This window comes from Roseburia sp. AM59-24XD (assembly GCF_003478445.1).
GTDB lineage: Bacteria > Bacillota > Clostridia > Lachnospirales > Lachnospiraceae > Jutongia.
Genome location: NZ_QUET01000043.1, coordinates 1 through 20,002, shown reverse-complemented (window position 1 = coordinate 20,002; position 20,002 = coordinate 1). Strand labels below are relative to the sequence as shown.

Here is a 20,002-nt window from a genome sequence, read left to right as displayed (position 1 = left end):
AGCCACAGCCTATCAGTCTGTGCACGTCAACTATTGAAACCGCCGTGTACCGAACGGTACGCACGGTGGTGTGAGAGGACGGCGGTTAGTCACCGCCTCCTACTCGATTCAAGGAAGGATATGACCAGACATGAACAAGATCATTATAGCGATGGACTCGTTTAAGGGCAGTATGCGCTCTCAGGAAGCCGGAGAGGCGGTTAAGCGGGCGGCAGAGCAGATTTATCCGGACAGTGAGATAAAGGTATATCCCATGGCAGATGGTGGTGAGGGAACGGTAGAGGCACTGACCTTTGCAAAGCAGCAGATAGAGAGTGTGACATGTACTGTGACCGGTCCTGCTGGGACTTTGACACAGGCGGAGTATATTGTATACGGAAAGGGAGAGCAACGGACAGCCGTGCTTGAAATGGCACAGGCGGCAGGACTGATGCTGGTGTCTGACGATCAGAGAAATCCCATGAAAACGACAACCTACGGCGTGGGGGAGATGATCCGGAATGCTGTGGAGAGAGGCTGTCGACGTTTTATTATCGGAATTGGAGGAAGTGCGACCAATGATGCAGGAATCGGTATGCTGCAGGCATTGGGGGTACGTTTTCAAAATGACAGAGGAGAAGAGGTCTGTCGCGGCGGGGAAGGGCTGCTGCAGGCGGCTCGGATTGATCGGAGCGGACTGCTTCCGGTGCTGAAGGAGTGTGAGTTTCAGATTGTCTGTGATGTAACAAATCCGTTGACCGGAGAGAACGGCTGCAGTATGATATTTGCACCGCAGAAGGGGGCAGACCCCGAAATGGTACAGATTTTGGAAAAGGGAATGGAGCATTTTGCAGATATCGCAGAGGATACATGTGAAAGCACAGATAAGACCGGGCGGATGACGCCCGGAGCCGGTGCGGCAGGAGGACTTGGTTATGCATTTCTGATGTTTCTTAACGGACATCTGGCAAAGGGCATTGACATTGTGCTTCGCGAGAGCGGCATTGAGGCGGAGATTGCTTCGGCGGATCTTGTGATCACCGGAGAGGGGCGAATGGATGAACAGACGCTGATGGGAAAGACTCCGGCGGGAGTCGCCGCTCTGGCAAAGAAGTATCATAAAAAGGTGATCGCCTTTGCCGGCTGCTTTGGAGAGGGGATTGAGCATTGTCAGGAAAGTGATCTGTTTGATGCATGCTTTGCAGTGCGGAAGGAGAAGGTCAAACCGGAGGAGCTTGCCACTGTCAGAGCAGCAAAGGCACTGGAAGAGTGTGTGGTGTGCGCTCTGGAAATAAGCCGGAGGGAAAGCCGGCGAAGACAGTCTTGAAAATGGGTTGAACGGCTGCATGACAGAGAGCAACGAAGGTTGTCATAACAAACAAGAGAGGAGAAGGAATGGAAAAGGCGAAAAAAGCACGGGAACGTGACTGCTATATCAAACCGATCAAGGCGTGGAAGCTTATGAAGGCGGCAGATGAGGAAAATATGACCACTTATATTTACGGCGTGACAGGCTCCGGCAAAACGAGTCTGGTGAAGCATTATATGATCCGGCAGAAGGAGACATATGATCTGTTTGATGCGGAAACGCTGCGCGCAGAGGAGTTAAAGCTTCCGAGCGTAAAGACAAGGCGCATTGTGGTGATCGATAATCTGCACCGTCTGGCATGGGAGAATGATGAAAAGCTGCGGGAGGCAGTTCTTGCGCTGATTCGCAGAGAAGATATCTGGCTGATCTTAAGCGGACGATGTCCGGTGCTTCCGTGGATGAGTGATGCCAGGTTTAGGGAAGGCTTTTATGTGATCGATGAGGAGCTTTTGTTCTTTTCACCGAAGGATGTAAAACGATTTACAAAGGCGGCGGATATTATTCTGACGGAGGAGATGGAGCGAAGGCTTGTAGGTTTATTCCGCGGGTATCCGCTTGCGTGGTATATGTTGTATCAGAGAATCCGGGAAAATGATAAATGGAGAGACTGTATACTGGGTGTCGAGCATTATGAGAAGATATTTAAGTGGTCACAGGATCATGTGTGGGACTATCTGGAATTTCATGTGTATGACCAGTGGGAACCGCAGATGCAGGAGTTTTTGATGGAGGTGTCCATTGTGGATTCCTTTACGGTGCGCATGGCAGAGATGATCACAGGAGAGCGGAACATCGAATGGCTCATTGAACGTGCCAGATGGATGGGCAATTTTCTGCGGGAGAAGATCTGTCCGGACGGCTCGGTCAGGTATGAGCTTTATGATCCGATGGGAGTATCCATGCGCCGGCGGATAAGACGAAAGTACAGCAAGGAAAAGCTTGCGGCACTATATGAAAATGCGGGTCTTTGTTATCAACTTGACGGGGAGAGTACTAAGGCGCTGGAAATGTACCAGGAGGCAGGTGCAACGGAGCGTATGGTGTCTGTTTTGGTGGACAATGTCAGAAGGGCGCCGACCAGTGCCGATTATTATGCCCTCAAGCAATATTATTTTGCGTTGTCGGAGGATATCATATGTCAGAATCCGGAGCTGATGACAGGTATGAGTATGCTGCAGTCTTTACTGCTCAATCCGGAGGAGAGCGAGAGATGGTATCAGCAGCTTGTGCAGTATGCAAAGGAGCATCGGGGAAGCGAGAGAAAGCTTGCCAAAAGTCGGCTTTTGTTTCTGGATATTTCATTGTTGCAGAGGGGCAGCGAGGACATGATCAATATTTTCAAACAGTCCTATCGATTGCTTTTTGAACGGAAGCTGACATTGTATGAATTTTCCGTGACCGGCAACCAGCCATCCCAGATGAACGGGGGAAAGGATTTCTGCGAGTGGAGCAAGCGTGACCGGGAGCTGGCACGTTCGATCGGTAAGGTTGTCGAGTTTATCCTTGGCAGATACGGCAAGGGAATGGTGGATCTGGCTCTGGCGGAGAGCTTTTTAGAAAAGGGAGAAGACAATTATGAGGTATCCTTTCTTGCCAACCGTGGAAGAATGCAGGCGGAGGCAGGAGGTAAACTGGAGCAGTGTTTTGTGGCGGACGGGATTCTGGCATGGCTGCACATCCAAAACGGCAGATATAACGAGGCTCTGGAGCTGATGCAGCGTTTTTGGGAGCGTGCGCAGAAGGAAAATGCACAGCAGCTTCTGCCGAATATCCGGACCTTTCAGATACGATGTGCGCTTTATGCCGGTGAACGGGCGATGATCGCAAAGTGGATGGAAACTGCACCGGATGAGGAGATCGAGTTTCGTACCTATGACCGTTTTCAGTTTCTGACGAAGGTGCGTGTGTATCTGCAGATGGGGAGATATGAGCAGGCGTATAATCTGCTCGTAAAGCTTCAATATTATGCGTCCATGATGAAACGGACTTACATACTGATGGAATGTGATCTGTTGATGGCGGTTACACTTTACCGGATGGGGCAGGACGAATGGGAAACATTTCTGGATAAGGTGCTGACAAAGGCATGCGAGTATCATTTTGTGCGGCTTTTGTCCAGAGAGGGTGTTGCGCTGCAGCCGCTTCTGGCGCGGATAAAATGGCCTGCAGATGCTTCGGAGGATGAACCGGCATCAAGACAGGCATTTTTGAAGGAGGTCTGCAGTGAGACAGATCAGATGGCGCGTTATTATCCGGGCTATTTAAAGGCTGGACAGAAGGACGTGCGGTTGAGTGATACGGCGGTGAGTATTCTGAAGCTGCAGGCAGAGGGGATGTCCCGTGCCGACATTGCGAAGCGGCTTCATATGACTGAGGCAAACGTCAAATATCACATGGCACAGAACTATAAAAAGCTGGGTGTGAAGAATAAGGCGGGTGCTGTGATGGAGGGCAAAAAGAGAGGGCTTATCTGAGGCAGGGGATCCGTTGAATATTTGACATAATTATGTTAGAATATGCGCGAAGGCAAAAGTGAACATAGGAATTTATTCACTTTTACAAAGAAAACAGATCAAAGGAGTTAAAAAATTGAAAAAGAAAAGTAATTTCAGTGGCCAGATCGGATTTGTTCTGGCGGCGGCAGGAAGTGCAGTTGGAGTGGGAAATTTATGGCGTTTTCCGTATCTTGTGGCGAGAGACGGCGGCGGATTGTTTCTGATCATTTATCTGGTTCTGGTGCTGACCTTTGGATTTACTCTGCTTACAACTGACATTGCGATCGGGCGTAAGACGGGACAGAGTGCGATCAAGGCGTATGAGACGATGCGTCCGGGCTGGAAGAAGCTTGGATTTCTGACATTTCTTGTGCCGGTGCTTATCATGACCTATTATGCTGTGATCGGTGGATGGATCTTAAAGTATTTTATTGTATTTTTGACCGGTGCTTCCGGGGATGCGGCGAAGGATACATACTTTACGGGATTTATTACCAATACTTCTTCCGTGTGGTTCGGACTGATATTCATGTTTGTAACTGCACTGATCGTGTACAATGGTGTTGAGGGCGGTATTGAGCGCTGCAGCAAGTTCATTATGCCGGTGCTGTTGATCATGGTAGTCGGTATTGCCGTATTTTCACTTACCCTGAAGTCAAAGGGTGCCGATGGCGTTGTGCGTACAGGACTTGACGGTCTCAAGGTTTATTTGATCCCGGATGTCTCGGGGTTGACGGTTTCGAAGTTTTTACAGATCACACTCGATGCCATGAGCCAGCTGTTCTTCTCGTTGAGTGTATCGATGGGAATTATGATCACATATGGCTCTTACGTGAAGAAGGAGGTTGATCTGAACAAATCCGTTGCCCAGATCGAGGTTGTGGATACCGCAGTAGCATTTCTTGCCGGTATTATGATCATTCCGGCAATCTATGTATTCTCCGGTATGGAGGGCATGTCAGCCGGACCGAGTCTGATGTTTGTGGCACTGCCAAAGACCTTTTATGCCATGGGAAAAGCCGGATGTGTGATCGGACTTGTCTTTTTCCTGCTTGCAGTATTTGCGGCACTGACCTCCTGTATCTCCGTACTGGAGTCCATCACGGCAAACTGCATGGAGATCTTCCATACAGAGAGAAAGAAAACAACACTGGTTCTTGCAGTGATCTATCTGGCAGCAACCGCTGTGATCGCGCTTGGCTACAGTATCTTTTATCTGGAAGTGCCGCTTCCGAACGGTACGACAGGACAGCTTCTTGACATTATGGATTATATCAGCAACAGTTTCCTGATGCCGTTTATCTCAATCTTTTCGACGATCTTAGTGGGCTGGCTGGTAAAGCCGAAATGGATCATCGAGGAGATGGAGCATCCGAATGGCAGGTTCTCCAGAAAGCATTTGTATATCGTTATGATCAAGTTTGTAACACCGGTCATCATGGTAATTCTGTTCTTACAGTCTACGGGACTGCTTGAAAAGCTCCTGACAGCTTTTCACTAAAATGGAGGAAAAGATACCCTTGACAAGTAATTCTATTGTGGTATACTTCTAACATGAATTAAACAGATTTCAGAAAGTACGCAAAGACGTGTATATCTCTTTGCGTACTTTTTTTGTTTGAGGAGGTGTATGCCTATGAAGAATTTTGAAACAAATGACTGGCTTGTACTAAACAGTATCATTTATAAGATATATACGACAAATGATTTTGACGGGATGCGCAAGCAGTTTCTGGAACAGATCAAGACGGTGATCGATTTTGACAGTGCGGACTTTTATCTGGCTTCGGCGAGACAGAAGGAGCAGCTGGAAAAGCCGGTTTTCTTTAACTGCGATGAGGATCTGTCGGATATTTATGAAAGTATTGATTACAGCCGGGGTATTATGTTCAGTGGGCGCAGCATGGTCTATCGCGAGACCGACATTATTTCCGATGAGAAACGGGTCAATACAGAGTATTACAGACGCGTTTACCGGCCGAATAACTGGCATTATGCGCTGCAGATGATCTTTGGCAGAAACAAATCCTTTCTCGGCGTCGTGACGCTGTACCGTACGATCGGCAAGGAGGATTTCACTTATGAGGATGTTTTTCTGATGGATATGCTCAAGGATCATATGGCATATCGTCTGTATCAGGAAAGGACGCATCAGATGACGGAACGAGAGAAGCTGACGATGACAGAGGCCGTGCAAAAATACAATCTGACCAAAAGGGAGCAGACGATTCTTGGACTTTTGCTGCAGGGAATGGAAAATCCGGAGATCTGTGATCAGCTGTCGATCACCGTCAATACCCTGAAGAAGCACATACTGAATATATACCGCAAATTAGGTATTCGGAATCGTGTACAGATGTTTAAACTCGTAAAGGAAAAGGAGTAGACAATAACCCGAAAGCAGTATAAAAATGGTACAGATGCAGTATTGAAGAATTTATTTTATTGTAGTATATTATTCGCAAGCAAAGGGGCTATTCGAATTTCGAATGGCCTCTTTTTGATAGTTATGAAGCAAATAAACAGATCAAAGGAGGGCTTTACCATGAAAGAAATCGTATTGATTATCAGACCTGAGAAGCTGGAGGTATTAAAGAGTATTTTAGATCAGATGAAATGTGGTGGTATGACAATCTCAACCGTTATGGGTTGTGGTGCACAGAAGGGTGCTGTTGAGGGCGTCAATGAGATCAAGGGCTTTAAGACGAATATCAACCTGCTTCCAAAGGTGAGAGTGGAAGTTGTTGTTGATGACTCGAAGGTGGAAAATATCGTAGCGGAGGTCAGGGATAAGGTGGCAACCGGTCATGTCGGTGATGGAAAGATCTTTGTCAGAAATATTGAGGAAGCGATCCGTATCCGTACCGGAGAGCGTGGAGACAAGGTTTTATAGATCCGGTGATGACAGAAGCCGGAGATGGTTTGATGGCAAAGGAGCATGATAAAGAGGTGATGTGATTTGATGAACACAATCGTAGATATTAAAGGCGTAAACAAAATATATGGAACAAATCATGTTGTAAAGGATTTGAATCTGCTGGTAGAGGAAGGAGAGTTTCTGACACTGCTTGGATCCTCCGGATGTGGTAAGACGACAACGCTTCGGATGATTGCAGGCTTTGAGGAACCGACAACCGGTTCGATCACCGTTGAGGGAGAGCCGATCGAGGATAAGGAGCCATATGAAAGAAATGTCAACACAGTATTTCAGAGCTACGCATTATTTCCTCATATGACGATTTATGATAATGTCGCATATGGTCTTAAGATGAAGAAGGTTCCGAAGAAGGAGATTAAGGAAAGAGTGCTTAAAATGTTAGAGATGGTACAGCTTTCCGGTTTTGAAAAAAGATATCCAAGTCAGCTTTCCGGTGGTCAGAAGCAGCGAGTGGCAATCGCACGGGCACTGATCAACCGACCCAAGGTGCTGTTGCTGGATGAGCCTCTCGGAGCATTGGATCTAAAGCTGCGTAAGCAGATGCAGCTGGAATTAAAACGTCTGCAGAAGAAGCTGAATATCACTTTTATCTATGTAACACATGATCAGGAGGAGGCGCTCACGATGAGTGACCGGATCGCGATCATGCATGATGGTGTGATGGATCAGATCGGATCACCGACGGAGATTTATGAACGTCCGGCAACGAAGTTTGTGGCAACCTTTATTGGTGAGACAAATGTATTTGACGGAACGATCCGTTCCATTGAGGGTGGAAAGGCGGTCATCGGCATTGAAAACGGTGAGGTGACATCCTCCGGTTCTGTCGAAGAGGGCGATGGCAAGAACACCGGCTTTGCCGTAAATGAATTTGTAACCGTATCGGTTCGCCCCGAGAAAATGCATTTTCTCCGAAACCGGTGGAGGGCTTTACGGTTCCGGCGGTTGTCAGAGATTACATCTATGTAGGCTCCGTGCTTAAATGCATTGCCGTTTTGCCAAACGGAAATGAGATCAAGATGGAGAAGCTTGCCGGAGAGGAGCTTCCGCCGATCGGTGAGAAAGTATTTATCTGCTGGGAGCCGGAGGATGCGGTGCTGATCCACAGTCTGGATAACCGGTTCTATCAGAGCATGGAGAATATTAAACTGGCATGATGCGCGACACTGCCTGAAGGAAAGGATGATTCTATGACGAAAAAGAGATTTCGGGAAAAGACACTTCCTGCGGCGGTCATGGTTGGCCCCGTGACGTTGTGGCTGATACTGCTGGTGGCGGTTCCTCTGATCTATATTCTGGTCATGAGCTTTTGCAGTATTGATCAGTATTATAATGTAACCTTTCATTTTACTGTGGATAATTACAGACATCTTATAGATGCTTCCTATATAAAGATTTATGTGCAGTCCTTAGTGATTGCACTGCTGACAACATTGATATGTATTGTGGTGGCGTATCCGTTTACATATATTATCGCACGGACCAAAAGCCGCTTTAAAAGTCTTTTGTATATGCTTGTGATCATTCCGTTCTGGACCAATTCGCTGATCCGTATTTATGGATGGAAATCATTTCTTGGAACGACAGGCTGGCTCAACAGTATTCTGATGAAACTTCATATCATATCACAGCCGCTTGATCTTCTGTTTAAGCAGGGAACCACGGTTTTCGGTATGGTGTACTGCCTGTTCCCGTTTATGGTACTGCCGTTATATACGGCGATTGGAAAGCTTGACAGTACGCTTCTGGAAGCTTCCTGTGATCTTGGCGCCAAGGGCTATAAAACCTTTTTGAAGGTTATTCTTCCTCTGACGGCGAGCGGAATCTTCTCCGGCTGCATCATGGTTTTTATACCGTGTCTCGGGTATTTCTTCGTATCTAATATCCTGGGCGGCGGCAATTCGGATGTGATCGGTAACCTGATCGAGAGACAGTTTAAGAGTGGTAACAACTGGCCGCTTGGTGCAGCGTTATCCATTATCCTGATCGTGATCACGCTGGTGCTTGTCAAGCTTTATCAGAAGACCGGCGGTGACATGGACAGTCTGGGGGTGTAATTTATGGGAAGAAAAGCGAGACTGAAAACCAAAAGTATCTTTGGCAAGATTCTCTGCAGTATCGTTTATCTGGTGCTGTTTATGCCGATCGCCGTTGTCGTGGTCAATTCCTTCAATGCGACGACGAGTAAGCCGTATCTGACCTGGAAGGGCTTTACGATCGACTGGTATTTTAAATTATTTGAAAATGAATCACTGCTGGCTTCCTTTGGAAACACAATGATCATTGCTCTGATCACCACACTGTTGGCGACTGCGATCGGTACGCTGGGGGCGATCGGAATGTACAAATATAAATTCAAGGGCAAAAGCGTGATCGACGGACTTCTTTATATTCCGGTCGTTATTCCGGAGATCGTCATGGGTATTTCCCTTTTGACGGTATTTGCAAAAGTATCCGTTCCGCGTGGAATGCTGACACTGATCATTGCGCATGTGACCTTCTGTGTGCCGTATGTGATCTTTAATGTCCGGGCAAGGCTTTCCGGATATGATATCTCCATTGAGGAGGCGAGTATGGATCTTGGCGCTGACCGGATCCGGACATTTTTTGCGGTGACGCTTCCGGTATTAAAGCCCGGCATCACGGCAGGAGCTCTTCTGGCATTTACGTTATCCATTGATGACGTTATCATAAGCTACTTCGTAAACGGTAATACCATGACATATCCATTGCAGGTCATGGCAAGTATCAAGAGCGGAGTGGCACCGGATGTAAATGCACTTTCAACCCTGATCCTGGTTGGCACGATACTTTTCGTGGTATTGACACAGGGGAATCTGTTCAAGAAAAAAATGCAGTAATTTTTGTAAGAAACTCGTCAATGACTCAATTATATCTGTACGAAAAATGGGACAGATAAATTGCCGGTACATCGGTTCCGGATCTATGAATCCGGACAGAAAGGGAGGATTATTATGAGATATGGGAAAAGAGTAATGAGCGTTATGTTATCTTTGGCACTGCTTGGAACATCGGTCAGTTTGACAGGATGCGGAAGCAGCAGTAAAAAGGCGGAGAACGGAGAATTAAATCTGTTTATCTGGACCGAATATGTTCCGGATTCCGTGATCAGTGATTTTGAAAAGGAATATGGTATTAAGGTAAATGTGTCCACCTTCTCCTCTAATGAGGATATGCTGGCAAAGGTAAAGTCCGAGGATGAGGGAACCTATGATATTGTGCAGCCGAGTGATTACATGGTAGAGTCCATGATCAAGCAGGAAATGCTTGAGAAGCTGGATCAGAAGGCTCTGACAAATCTGTCCAATATCGGTGACCAGTATCTGGATCCAAGCTATGATCCGGGCAATGTATATTCTGTACCGTATCAGGGTGGCGTGGCTGCGATCGGTGTCAACACGGATAAGGTGAAGACAGATATCAAGGGCTACAAGGATCTGTTTGATTCGTCTTTGAAGGGACAGATCGTAGCACTGGATGATTACAGAGCCGTGATCGGTATGACAGAGCGAAGCATGGGACTGAGCATGAATGAAACAGATACATCAAAGCTATCCAAGGTGGCAGATAAGCTTCAGACGATCAAGGATAATATTGCCGTTTATGACAGCGACAGTCCGAAGTCTTCCCTGATCAGTGGCGATTGTAATGTAAGTTACTGCTGGGCAGCAGAGATCGCACTTGCCATGGATGAAAATCCGGCGATCAAGATCGTATTTCCGGAGGAGGGTGCTTATAAGTTTATTGATAACTGGGCAATCTGCAAGGGTGCAAAGAATTATGATAATGCAATGAAGTTTATTAATTATATGTGTGATGACAAGGTTGCCGGAAAGGTTATTGAGGAATTCCCTTACTTAAATGTCAACCAGAAGGCAGTTGAGGCAAACGAGGATTACAGCAAGAATGAGGCAAAGAACATTCCATCCGATGTATTTGAGAAAGGTGAGTTTGTATCAAATCTCGATACCGACACATTAAAGGTCTATAACGATATGTGGAACAAACTGAAAAACTAGTTACTATTTGCGGGTGATTTTGTAGAAAAAGATATGCGAACTTGTTTGCAGATATCTTTTTCCTGCGAAATCAAGCCGGAAAGGCTGTGGCTACACACACCCTCAGACAGAGGATGCAGGTTTTGCAGACTCTAGCCGCAGGTTTTGCGGCGGTCTGTGGGCTGTTGTGTAGTTACACCGCAAATAGTAATAAACATATTGAACATTAACTTATAAACGGAGGTACACATTATGGAAGCAAAAAAAATGTATATTGATGGGGAATGGGTTATCGGCAGTATGGCAAAAACTTTTGATGTCATTAACCCGGCAACAGGTGAAGTCATCGACAAGGTCTACGAGAGCAGTGTGGAGGATACAAGACTTGCGATCGCAGCCGCAAAACGTTCTTTCTATGAGACAAGAGAGTGGAGAGACATGGATTCCCAGACAAGAGGCGATATTATTTTAAAAATCGCAGATCTGATCGAGAAATACGCCGATGAGCTGGCGATGATGGATACATTAGACAACGGTAAACCGCTCCGCGAGGCAGAGGGGGATATCAGCGATGGTATTCATTGCTTCCGCTATTATGCAGGACTGTGCAAGACACCTCATGGCGGTGTTTATGAGGTAAATGACGGCTTTGGTAAAATGCATTCCTATGAGACAAGAGAGCCGGTCGGTGTCTGTGCGCAGATCACTCCGTGGAACTATCCGTTCCTGATGTCGGTATGGAAGCTCGCACCGGCACTTGCAGCCGGCAACAGTATTGTTTTTAAGCCGAGTCCAAAGGCTCCGCTTTCCACGATCCGTCTGTTTGAAATCTTTGAAGAGGCAGGTCTTCCAAATGGCTGTGTCAATCTGGTACAGGGTGATGCAGAGGTTGGCTCCGAGATGGGAGAGAATAAGGACGTCGATATGATCACTTTCACCGGAAGCACAAGAGTCGGTCAGAGCCTGATGCGTGCGGCAGCGACAAATGTCAAGAAGATCGGTCTGGAGTTAGGTGGCAAATCACCGAATGTGATCTTTGCGGATGCGGATATGGACGGTGCCGTGGAATGGGCAATGATTGGTATTTTCTTTAATCAGGGTGAGGTCTGCTCCGCAGGCTCCCGCATTATCATTGAGGAGAGCATTCACGATGAATTTGTAAAGCGTCTCAAGAAGAAAGCCGAGGCGATGACAATCGGCAATCCGGTCAACAATCCGGATATTGGACCGGTCATCACTGAGAAGGACATGGAAAAGATTCTCTCCTATATCAAGAGCGGCGTGGAAGAGGGGGCCACTCTCGTAACCGGCGGTGAGCGTTATATGGAGGGAGAATGCGCCAAGGGCTATTTCATCCGTCCAACCATTTTTGATAACTGTACGCCGGACATGAAGATCGTCCGCGAGGAGATCTTCGGACCGGTTGTAACGATCCAGACCTTTAAGACCGAAAAGGAAGCCGTTGACATGGCAAACGATACGATCTACGGACTGGCGGGCGCTGTATTTACCTCTGATATCACTAGAGCACATCGTGTGATCAGTGAGATCCGCGCCGGAATCACATGGATCAACTGTTATAATCCAACCTTCAATGAGGCTCCATGGGGAGGCTATAAGATGAGCGGTATCGGCAGAGAACTTGGCGTTCATGGCATGGAGGAGTATCAGGAGGTGAAGCAGATCAACATCAATCTGACACCGGGGATTGTCGGATGGTATGAGCACTAATCGTCAAATATACCATAAAAAAATGGCTCAAAGCGTGAAAGTTCTACGTTTTGAGCCGCCTTTTTGCCTTGTAATTAAGGATAAAATGTGGTAAACTAGCGGACGGTAAAAGAACAAATGATTTAGGGAGGTAACAAATGTCAGAAAATACTTGTCTTGAGAAACAGCCGTTATCTCAGGAGATGCTTGACAAGATTGACGCATATTGGCGTGCAGCAACTATCTGTCAGCCGGTCAGCTTTATCTTCTGGATAATCCGCTGATGAAAGAGCCATTAACCATGGATCATATTAAAAAGAAAATCGTAGGTCACTGGGGAACCGTACCTGGTCAGAACTTTGTATACGTACATTGTAACCGTGTGATTAAGCGTTACGATCTGGATATGATTCTTTTGTCCGGTCCGGGACATGGCGGAAACTTTATGATCGCCAATACCTATCTGGAGGGATCTTACAGTGAGATCTATCCTAACATCAGCCAGGACGAAGAGGGTATGAAGAAGATGTTCAAGCAGTTCTCATTCCCTTGTGGTGTACCAAGTCATTGTGCGCCTGAGACACCGGGTTCCATTAACGAGGGTGGTGAGCTTGGTTATTCCATCGCTCATGCATTCGGTGCTGTATTTGACAATCCGGATCTGATCGCAACAGTAATCGTTGGTGATGGTGAAGCAGAGACAGGTCCTCTGGCTACATCATGGCAGTCCAATAAGTTCCTGAACCCGATCACAGACGGAGCCGTTCTTCCGGTTCTGAACCTGAACGGATACAAGATCAGCAACCCTACTATCTTCTCGCGTATCTCTCATGAGGAGATCGAGAGCTATTTCGTAGGCTGCGGCTGGGAGCCGATCTTTGTTGAGGGTGATGACCCAATGACAATGCATAAGCTCATGGCTGAGGCTATGGATAAGGCTGTTGAGAAGATCAAAGCAATCCAGGAGAATGCCCGCAAGAACAACGATCCGGAGCGTCCAAAGTGGCCAATGATCGTTCTTCGCACACCAAAGGGATGGACTGGTCCAAAGGTTGTAGACGGACAGCAGATCGAGGGATCTTTCCGTGCACATCAGGTGCCGATCACCATGGAGAAGCCGGAAGAGCATCTTGCGCTTCTCAAGCAGTGGCTTGAGAGCTATCATCCGGAGGAGCTGTTCGATGAGAAAGGCACACTGATCCCAGAGCTTGCAGAGCTCGCTCCTAAGGGAGATGCAAGAATGGGTGCAAACCCACATGCAAACGGTGGTCTTCTGATGAAAGATTTAAGACTCCCTGATTTCCGTGAGTACGGTATCGAGGTAGATCCAGGTAAGACAAAGGCTCAGGATATGATCGAGCTTGGTGGATATATCCGTGATATCTTCGTACTGAATAAAGAGAGCAAGAATTTCCGTATCTTCGGACCGGATGAGAGTATGTCCAACCGTCTGTATAAGGTATTCGAGGCAGAGAACAGAGACTGGAACGCAGATCTGCTTGATTCCGATGACTGCCTTGCAAGAAACGGACGTATCATGGACGGTATGCTCAGTGAGCATATGTGTGAGGGATGGCTGGAAGGTTATCTTCTGACAGGACGCCATGGCTTCTTCGCAAGCTACGAGGCATTTATCCGTGTTGTAGATTCCATGGCTGCTCAGCATGCAAAATGGCTGAAGGTTTGCAATCAGCTGACATGGAGACGTCCAATCGCTTCCCTGAACTTTATCCTGACTTCTAACGTATGGCAGCAGGATCATAACGGATTTACACATCAGGATCCTGGATTCCTGGATCATATCGCTAACAAGAAAGCAGACGTTGTCCGCATGTATCTGCCACCGGACACCAACTGTCTGTTATCCTGCTTCGATCACTGTGTAAAGAGCAAGAACTATGTCAATGCGATCGTAGCATCCAAGCATCCAAGCTACCAGTGGTTGAACATGGAGCAGGCTGTGAAGCATTGTACCCAGGGTGTAGGTATCTGGGAGTGGGCTAGTAACGATGAAGGACAGGAGCCGGATATCGTTATGGCATGCTGTGGCGATACACCGACACTGGAGACAATGGCAGCAGTTACGATCCTTCGAGATGAGCTTCCAGAGCTTAAGATCCGCGTTGTCAACGTAGTCGATCTGTTCAAGCTGGAGTCTAATCATAAGCATCCACACGGACTGAGCGACAGTGAGTACAATGCAATCTTCACAAAGGATAAGCCGGTAATCTTTGCATTCCATGGTTACCCAACACTGATCCATGAGCTGACCTATCGTCGTGACAACCAGAACGTATCTGTTCATGGTTATCAGGAGGAAGGTACGATCACAACTCCATTCGATATGAGAGTTCAGAACGAGATCGACCGTTTCAACCTTGTAAAGGATGCGATCATGCATCTGCCACAGCTTGATAACCGTGGATCTTATCTGATCCAGAAGATGAACGATAAGCTTGTAGAACACAAGCAGTACATCGCTGAGTATGGTCAGGATCTGGAAGAGGTTCGCGACTGGGAGTGGCATACACAAGATAATAAATAATCGAATATAGAGTTCGGTAAATGATAAGAACCGGTTTTGCATATGTGCGGAACCGGTTCTTTGAGTTTGGACAATGAAAAAAGATAAGACATTAAAAGAGGGTATCCCGGATCTGGGACACCCTCTTTGATATTACCTGTAAAACAATCGCATGTCTGCGGAATAATTACAGCTGAGGACCTGCAGTAACAAGTGCCTTACCAGCCTCATTACCCTCATACTTGGCGAAGTTCTTGATGAATCTCTCGGAAAGATCTTTAGCCTTAGCTTCCCACTCAGAAGCATCAGCGTAAGTATCACGAGGATCAAGGATTCCTGTATCAACACCGTTGAGTTCTGTAGGAACTTCGAAGTTGAAGTAAGGGATCTTCTTTGTAGGAGCGTTTACGATATCGCCGTTAAGGATTGCATCGATGATTCCACGAGTATCCTTGATTGAGATACGCTTACCGGTTCCGTTCCATCCTGTGTTAACCAGGTATGCCTTAGCACCGTTTGCTTCCATTTTCTTAACAAGCTCCTCTGCATACTTTGTAGGATGCAGCTCCAGGAATGCCTGACCGAAGCAAGCTGAGAAGGTAGGAGTTGGCTCTGTGATTCCACGCTCTGTACCGGCAAGCTTTGCTGTAAATCCAGACAGGAAGTAGTACTGTGTCTGCTCCGGAGTCAGGATAGATACCGGAGGAAGTACGCCGAATGCATCTGCAGAAAGGAAGATAACGTTCTTTGCTGCCGGTGCAGAAGAGATAGGACGTACGATATTCTTAATATGATCAATCGGATAAGAAACACGAGTATTCTCTGTTACGCTCTTATCAGCGAAGTCAATCTTTCCATCCTCTGCAACAGTTACGTTCTCAAGGAGAGCGTTGCGCTTGATCGCATTGTAGATATCAGGCTCAGACTCGATATCAAGGTCAATAACCTTAGCGTAGCATCCACCCTCGAAGTTGAATACACCGTTATCATCCCAGCCGTGCTCATCATCACCGATCAGAAGACGCTTAGGGTCTGTGGAAAGAGTAGTCTTACCTGTACCGGAAAGACCGAAGAAGATTGCTGTGTTCTTTCCGTCAAGGTCTGTGTTAGCAGAGCAGTGCATAGAAGCCATGCCCTTCAGTGGCAGGAAGTAGTTCATCATAGAGAACATACCTTTCTTCATCTCTCCGCCGTACCATGTATTAACGATAACCTGCTCTTTGCTGGTGATATTGAACATAACAGCTGTCTCAGAGTTAAGACCTAACTCCTTGTAGTTCTCAACTTTAGCCTTAGAAGCATTGTAAACAACGAAATCCGGCTCAAAGTTCTCAAGCTCCTCAGCGGTTGGCTTGATGAACATGTTTGTAACGAAATGTGCCTGCCAAGCTACCTCGACGATGAAACGGATTGCCATACGGGTATCCTTGTTTGCACCACAGAAAGCATCAACAACATACAGCTTCTTGTTAGAAAGCTCCTTGATTGCCAGCTCTTTTACGGATTTCCATGCTTCCTGAGTAGCAGGATGGTTGTCATTCTTGTACTCATCAGAAGTCCACCATACAGTGTCCTTAGAGTTCTCATCCATAACGATGAATTTGTCTTTTGGGGAACGACCGGTGTAGATACCTGTCATAACGTTCACTGCACCAAGCTCGCTGACCTGTCCTTTCTCATAACCTGTCAGTTCAGATCTTGTCTCTTCCTCAAAGAGTACCTCATAAGAAGGGTTGTAAACAATCTCAGTAGTTCCGGTAATGCCATACTTGCTTAAATCAATTTGTGCCATGTTTCTTAACCTCTTTTCTTTAATTTTGTACGGATTAATAATCCTCTGCGAATGCAGAAATTATGAAACTGTTCCTGAAAGTGACCTAATCTAAGCCACTCTTTTTCAGAATACCATATATAGATGCGAAAATCAATAAAATTTTGTAGAGGAGGGGAATACTTTAGAGAAGGAGGTGATGAAAATGGCAGAATATTATAAAATTACAGACAGGCTTGTTCCGGTCACATGGGAGGAGTGTCAGAAAGCACCGGAGGAAACATATCTGGCAAGGCTTACCCGGAAAGAAACCGAAAAGTCCCGATTCCTGCACTCTATCGGTTATGGTGCGGTTTTCGGGACTTCTAAGATCCATCTGTGTAAGGTGGAAGCATATATGCGTTTTTTATATGGAACGTATCTTACTCCTGACCGGCGGCGGATGGAGGACGCCTTTTGCTTTGTATTTGATGACAGGCATCTTTATCTGGTGGAGGAAGGCGAGCTTGCGGGTAATCTTTTGTGCCGCCTCAAAAAGATTTTTGAGCAGGAAAACGCCGGAACGGGCAGTGTACTGACGGCGTTTCTGGGACAGCTTCTGCAGAAGGATCTTCTGCATCTTGAAAAGATCGAGGACAGGCTGACGCATTTGGAAGATGAGGTGCTTTCCGGCAGGATTGCCGGTTTTGAACAAAAGATCATCGGTTGCAGAAAGGAGATCCTCAAGTATGCACATTATTATCTGCAGTTGCAGGACATGGCAGATATCCTGATGAAAAATGATTATGGCGCATTTTCAGAGGAAGATCTACGTGCATTGCGTCTGCTTCGGGAAAAGACCGGAAGACTTCATCAGGAGGCGATCATGCTGCGGGAATATTCCACTCAGGTGCGCGAGGTGCATCAGGCACAGATAGAGATCAGACAGAATAAGATCATGAAGACCTTAACAATCGTGACAACGATCTGTCTGCCGCTTACGCTGATCGCCGGCTGGTACGGTATGAACTTTCGCAGGATGCCTGAGCTGTCCTGGAAATACGGTTATCCGGCAGTCGTCCTTCTGAGCCTTTGCATTGTTGCGCTGTCACTGTATCTGTGCCGCAAAAAGAAGTTGTTTTTCTGATAAGCGGTTTATACGGAAATCTTATTCGGTGATCAGATTTTTTTTGATGAAGCGGGCAAATTTCTTCTGACCGGTAATGTTTAAGTGAATGCCGTCCTGATAGAACCAGTCCGGATGCTTTCCGCCTTCCTTTGACCAGGCGATCACATGGACGTTTTGATTGGCTGCGGCGACTCTTCGGATAGTCTGATTGACATCCTTTTGAACCGGGAGGTCGCGTCCGTAAGCATCGATCCAGTAGATCGTACGGTCCGGTCCGAGGTAATCGATCAGCTTCTGACCGGTAGCTGAGTTAAAGTTTCCGTTGGTGCCGAGTGCGATGATCACGGTATCGCCGAGCCGTCCCTTTTTCTGAAGCTTTTTGGCGGTGCCGAGTGCCTGTACGACCTGGCGGGATACCTTTGCGTCGATGACGGCATTTTTGTAAAGCTTCTTAAAGGAAGGAGCGGCACCGAGGAAAACGGAATCGCCGATTACTGTGATGGAGGATTCATGAATATCAGGAACCCGTGGAGCGGCAGTCTGCTTTTTGGTGGCGGCAGGTGTCTTTGCGGCAGCGTAGGCAGGAGTCGCCTCTTCCTTCTCAAGCTCCCGCTCATTCTGCATGAGCTCGTTTTCTAACTGGGATGCATCGGAGGATGGCGCACGGAAGATTCCGTAGGCGCCGATGCTGATGCCGATCACTAACAGGGCGATTCCAAAAGAGCGAAAATATTTCATTGATGTTTTTGTCTGTTTTTTCATGATAGTATGTCTCCTTTTTCATTAAGATGATAGTACGTTTTGTAATAAGATGATTGTCAGTTGTGCAGTCCGGTCAGGATCAGCACGATGACCGGATAGTGCCACAGGTAAATATAGTAGCTGTATTTGCCAAGCCATGCTGTCTGTGCAGAAAGCGGCAGATCATGAAACAGGGCTTTGTGATTCTCAAAAAAGAGGATCACAAAGGCAAAGAAAATGCTGATCAGAAACATGCCGCCGAGATAGAGAAGCGGTGCATTTCCGGATACCAGCAGGAATAATAGGAAAATAACGGCAAGCATACCGGCAAGAATGGGAATCTCGCATTGTGCCGGTTTCGACGTACGAAGCTTTGGAAAGCTGTACCGCAGCGCACCGAGGAACATTCCGAGAAATAAGGAAAAGCCCATAGTGTCTGTGCCGTAGTAAACTCTGGACGGATCCTTGCCCGGATGATAGAGCATAAGCATTGCGGCAAACGAAAGGATTGCAAGCAATGCAAAAAGGAAACAGGCGTGTTTCGCACCGGCATGCCTGCACAGCTTCTTATATAAAAAGAACAAAAGCGGCCAGAGCAGATAAAACTGCATCTCAACCCCGAGAAACCAGAGATGGGTAAACGGAGAGGCGTTTGTCAGGTGTGAAAAATAAGAGGCATCCTGCTCAATCTGCCACCAGTTATTGTAGCCGAGAAAGATGCTTAAAATCTGTTCCCGGATGCCGATCATCTGCCGGCTTTTCATCAGCGTCATCGCGCAACAGACCAGCATGACCATGATGAAAAGAGGCGGTATGATACGTCTGATCCGCTTTTTGTAATAGTCCATGACAGGAAAGGTCTCGGTGTTCAGATAAGAGGTGCTTGTCATAAACATCAGATAACCGGACAATACAAAGAACAGGGGGACTCCGAGAAAGCCACCCGGGAAAATGGAGGGGATCAGATGGTACAAAAAGATACCGATGATCGCAATCCCCTTTAATATATCTAATCCCTTCCGCTTTGGAAGATGCATTGTCTGTACTTGATTTGTTGTCGTCATTGTGAATGAACCTCCCGTTGATTTACTTTGTAAACCTAAATATACAACCATTGGTTTAAAATGTCAACCGCTTTTTCGAAAATATTTTATTAAGACTTCCCATACCAAGGACGGAAATTCGCCCATAATATTTCTTATGTCCGGAAAATAAAATATCGTTTTTGCCTGAGAAATTACTTGATCCGTGAACTATGACTAAAAAATTGACGCAGATCAGTAGGATTTCCGAAAAATCTTTGCTTTGCAATGCTTTGATAAATACGCATCCGCACGACTGAGCCCCA

Annotated in this window: 17 protein-coding genes; 14 read left to right on the top strand and 3 right to left on the bottom strand. The window is 46.8% G+C overall.

Going from position 1 to position 20,002, the window contains the following annotated elements:
- Positions 1 to 130 precede the first annotated feature (130 nt).
- From DXA20_RS15005 to DXA20_RS14955, 13 genes are all read left to right on the top strand, one after another.
- Positions 131 to 1,306 (top strand): glycerate kinase family protein, encoded by a 1,176-nt coding sequence (locus DXA20_RS15005; protein WP_243100699.1) that lies wholly within the window; start codon positions 131 to 133, stop codon positions 1,304 to 1,306.
- A gap of 68 nt (positions 1,307 to 1,374) precedes the next feature.
- Positions 1,375 to 3,822, top strand: coding sequence for a LuxR C-terminal-related transcriptional regulator (locus DXA20_RS15000; RefSeq protein WP_118561877.1), 2,448 nt, complete (start codon positions 1,375 to 1,377; stop codon positions 3,820 to 3,822).
- Between the two features lie 115 nt (positions 3,823 to 3,937).
- Positions 3,938 to 5,344 carry a sodium-dependent transporter gene (locus DXA20_RS14995; RefSeq protein WP_022306510.1) on the top strand — a complete coding sequence of 469 codons (1,407 nt, stop codon included), beginning with the start codon at positions 3,938 to 3,940 and terminating at the stop codon, positions 5,342 to 5,344.
- Between the two features lie 135 nt (positions 5,345 to 5,479).
- Entirely contained in the window at positions 5,480 to 6,229 is a 750-nt protein-coding gene (locus DXA20_RS14990) for a response regulator transcription factor (protein WP_118561875.1), read from the top strand.
- A gap of 159 nt (positions 6,230 to 6,388) precedes the next feature.
- Positions 6,389 to 6,736, top strand: coding sequence for a P-II family nitrogen regulator (locus DXA20_RS14985; protein WP_022306512.1), 348 nt, complete (start codon positions 6,389 to 6,391; stop codon positions 6,734 to 6,736).
- Positions 6,737 to 6,805: 69 nt separating this feature from the next.
- Positions 6,806 to 7,750 carry an ABC transporter ATP-binding protein gene (locus tag DXA20_RS14980; protein WP_330421068.1) on the top strand — a complete coding sequence of 315 codons (945 nt, stop codon included), beginning with the start codon at positions 6,806 to 6,808 and terminating at the stop codon, positions 7,748 to 7,750.
- Positions 7,702 to 7,938: a TOBE domain-containing protein gene (locus tag DXA20_RS18165; RefSeq protein ID WP_330421067.1), complete on the top strand. Its 237-nt coding sequence runs from the start codon at positions 7,702 to 7,704 to the stop codon at positions 7,936 to 7,938. The genes DXA20_RS14980 and DXA20_RS18165 overlap by 49 nt, the downstream gene beginning before the upstream one ends.
- 33 nt (positions 7,939 to 7,971) lie before the next feature.
- The gene (locus DXA20_RS14975; RefSeq protein ID WP_022306514.1) at positions 7,972 to 8,838 is read left to right on the top strand and encodes an ABC transporter permease; all 867 of its coding nucleotides are present in this window, start codon (positions 7,972 to 7,974) and stop codon (positions 8,836 to 8,838) included.
- A 3-nt stretch (positions 8,839 to 8,841) separates the two neighbouring features.
- A complete protein-coding gene (locus tag DXA20_RS14970; RefSeq protein WP_118561873.1) occupies positions 8,842 to 9,642 on the top strand; it encodes an ABC transporter permease in 801 nt (266 codons plus the stop codon).
- Positions 9,643 to 9,756: 114 nt separating this feature from the next.
- On the top strand, positions 9,757 to 10,821 hold the full coding sequence (locus DXA20_RS14965) for an ABC transporter substrate-binding protein (RefSeq protein ID WP_118561871.1): 1,065 nt from the start codon (positions 9,757 to 9,759) through the stop codon (positions 10,819 to 10,821).
- Between the two features lie 231 nt (positions 10,822 to 11,052).
- Positions 11,053 to 12,531, top strand: coding sequence for an aldehyde dehydrogenase family protein (locus DXA20_RS14960; RefSeq protein WP_118561869.1), 1,479 nt, complete (start codon positions 11,053 to 11,055; stop codon positions 12,529 to 12,531).
- Positions 12,532 to 12,668: 137 nt separating this feature from the next.
- Positions 12,669 to 12,794 carry a hypothetical protein gene (locus DXA20_RS18160; RefSeq protein ID WP_330421066.1) on the top strand — a complete coding sequence of 42 codons (126 nt, stop codon included), beginning with the start codon at positions 12,669 to 12,671 and terminating at the stop codon, positions 12,792 to 12,794.
- Positions 12,794 to 15,055, top strand: coding sequence for a phosphoketolase family protein (locus DXA20_RS14955; protein WP_330421064.1), 2,262 nt, complete (start codon positions 12,794 to 12,796; stop codon positions 15,053 to 15,055). Before DXA20_RS18160 ends, DXA20_RS14955 begins: the two co-directional genes overlap by 1 nt.
- A gap of 166 nt (positions 15,056 to 15,221) precedes the next feature.
- On the opposite strand, the gene pckA is transcribed toward DXA20_RS14955, so the two are convergent.
- The gene (gene pckA, locus DXA20_RS14950; RefSeq protein WP_118561867.1) at positions 15,222 to 16,826 is read right to left on the bottom strand and encodes a phosphoenolpyruvate carboxykinase (ATP); all 1,605 of its coding nucleotides are present in this window, start codon (positions 16,824 to 16,826) and stop codon (positions 15,222 to 15,224) included.
- Between the two features lie 184 nt (positions 16,827 to 17,010).
- Here pckA and DXA20_RS14945 point away from each other — a divergent pair, with 184 nt between their 5' ends.
- A complete protein-coding gene (locus DXA20_RS14945; protein WP_158577254.1) occupies positions 17,011 to 17,931 on the top strand; it encodes a magnesium transporter CorA family protein in 921 nt (306 codons plus the stop codon).
- Positions 17,932 to 17,952: 21 nt separating this feature from the next.
- Here DXA20_RS14945 and DXA20_RS14940 read toward each other — a convergent pair whose 3' ends face one another.
- Entirely contained in the window at positions 17,953 to 18,675 is a 723-nt protein-coding gene (locus DXA20_RS14940) for an SGNH/GDSL hydrolase family protein (protein WP_118561863.1), read from the bottom strand.
- 56 nt (positions 18,676 to 18,731) lie between these two features.
- Positions 18,732 to 19,718, bottom strand: coding sequence for an acyltransferase family protein (locus DXA20_RS14935; RefSeq protein ID WP_158577253.1), 987 nt, complete (start codon positions 19,716 to 19,718; stop codon positions 18,732 to 18,734).
- Between the last annotated feature and the right edge of the window lie 284 nt (positions 19,719 to 20,002).

Excerpts from the sequence above, each read along its gene's own strand:
- DXA20_RS15005 (WP_243100699.1), top strand. The coding sequence starts at position 131 with ATGAACAAGATCATTATAGCGATGGACTCGTTTAAGGGCAGTATGCGC.
- DXA20_RS15000 (WP_118561877.1), top strand. The coding sequence starts at position 1,375 with ATGGAAAAGGCGAAAAAAGCACGGGAACGTGACTGCTATATCAAACCG.
- DXA20_RS14990 (WP_118561875.1), top strand. The coding sequence starts at position 5,480 with ATGAAGAATTTTGAAACAAATGACTGGCTTGTACTAAACAGTATCATT.
- DXA20_RS14985 (WP_022306512.1), top strand. The coding sequence starts at position 6,389 with ATGAAAGAAATCGTATTGATTATCAGACCTGAGAAGCTGGAGGTATTA.
- DXA20_RS14980 (WP_330421068.1), top strand. The coding sequence starts at position 6,806 with ATGAACACAATCGTAGATATTAAAGGCGTAAACAAAATATATGGAACA.
- DXA20_RS14975 (WP_022306514.1), top strand. The coding sequence starts at position 7,972 with ATGACGAAAAAGAGATTTCGGGAAAAGACACTTCCTGCGGCGGTCATG.
- DXA20_RS14970 (WP_118561873.1), top strand. The coding sequence starts at position 8,842 with ATGGGAAGAAAAGCGAGACTGAAAACCAAAAGTATCTTTGGCAAGATT.
- DXA20_RS14965 (WP_118561871.1), top strand. The coding sequence starts at position 9,757 with ATGAGATATGGGAAAAGAGTAATGAGCGTTATGTTATCTTTGGCACTG.
- DXA20_RS14960 (WP_118561869.1), top strand. The coding sequence starts at position 11,053 with ATGGAAGCAAAAAAAATGTATATTGATGGGGAATGGGTTATCGGCAGT.
- DXA20_RS18160 (WP_330421066.1), top strand. The coding sequence starts at position 12,669 with ATGTCAGAAAATACTTGTCTTGAGAAACAGCCGTTATCTCAGGAGATG.
- DXA20_RS14955 (WP_330421064.1), top strand. The coding sequence starts at position 12,794 with ATGAAAGAGCCATTAACCATGGATCATATTAAAAAGAAAATCGTAGGT.
- pckA (WP_118561867.1), bottom strand. The coding sequence starts at position 16,826 with ATGGCACAAATTGATTTAAGCAAGTATGGCATTACCGGAACTACTGAG.
- DXA20_RS14945 (WP_158577254.1), top strand. The coding sequence starts at position 17,011 with ATGGCAGAATATTATAAAATTACAGACAGGCTTGTTCCGGTCACATGG.
- DXA20_RS14940 (WP_118561863.1), bottom strand. The coding sequence starts at position 18,675 with ATGAAAAAACAGACAAAAACATCAATGAAATATTTTCGCTCTTTTGGA.
- DXA20_RS14935 (WP_158577253.1), bottom strand. The coding sequence starts at position 19,718 with ATGACGACAACAAATCAAGTACAGACAATGCATCTTCCAAAGCGGAAG.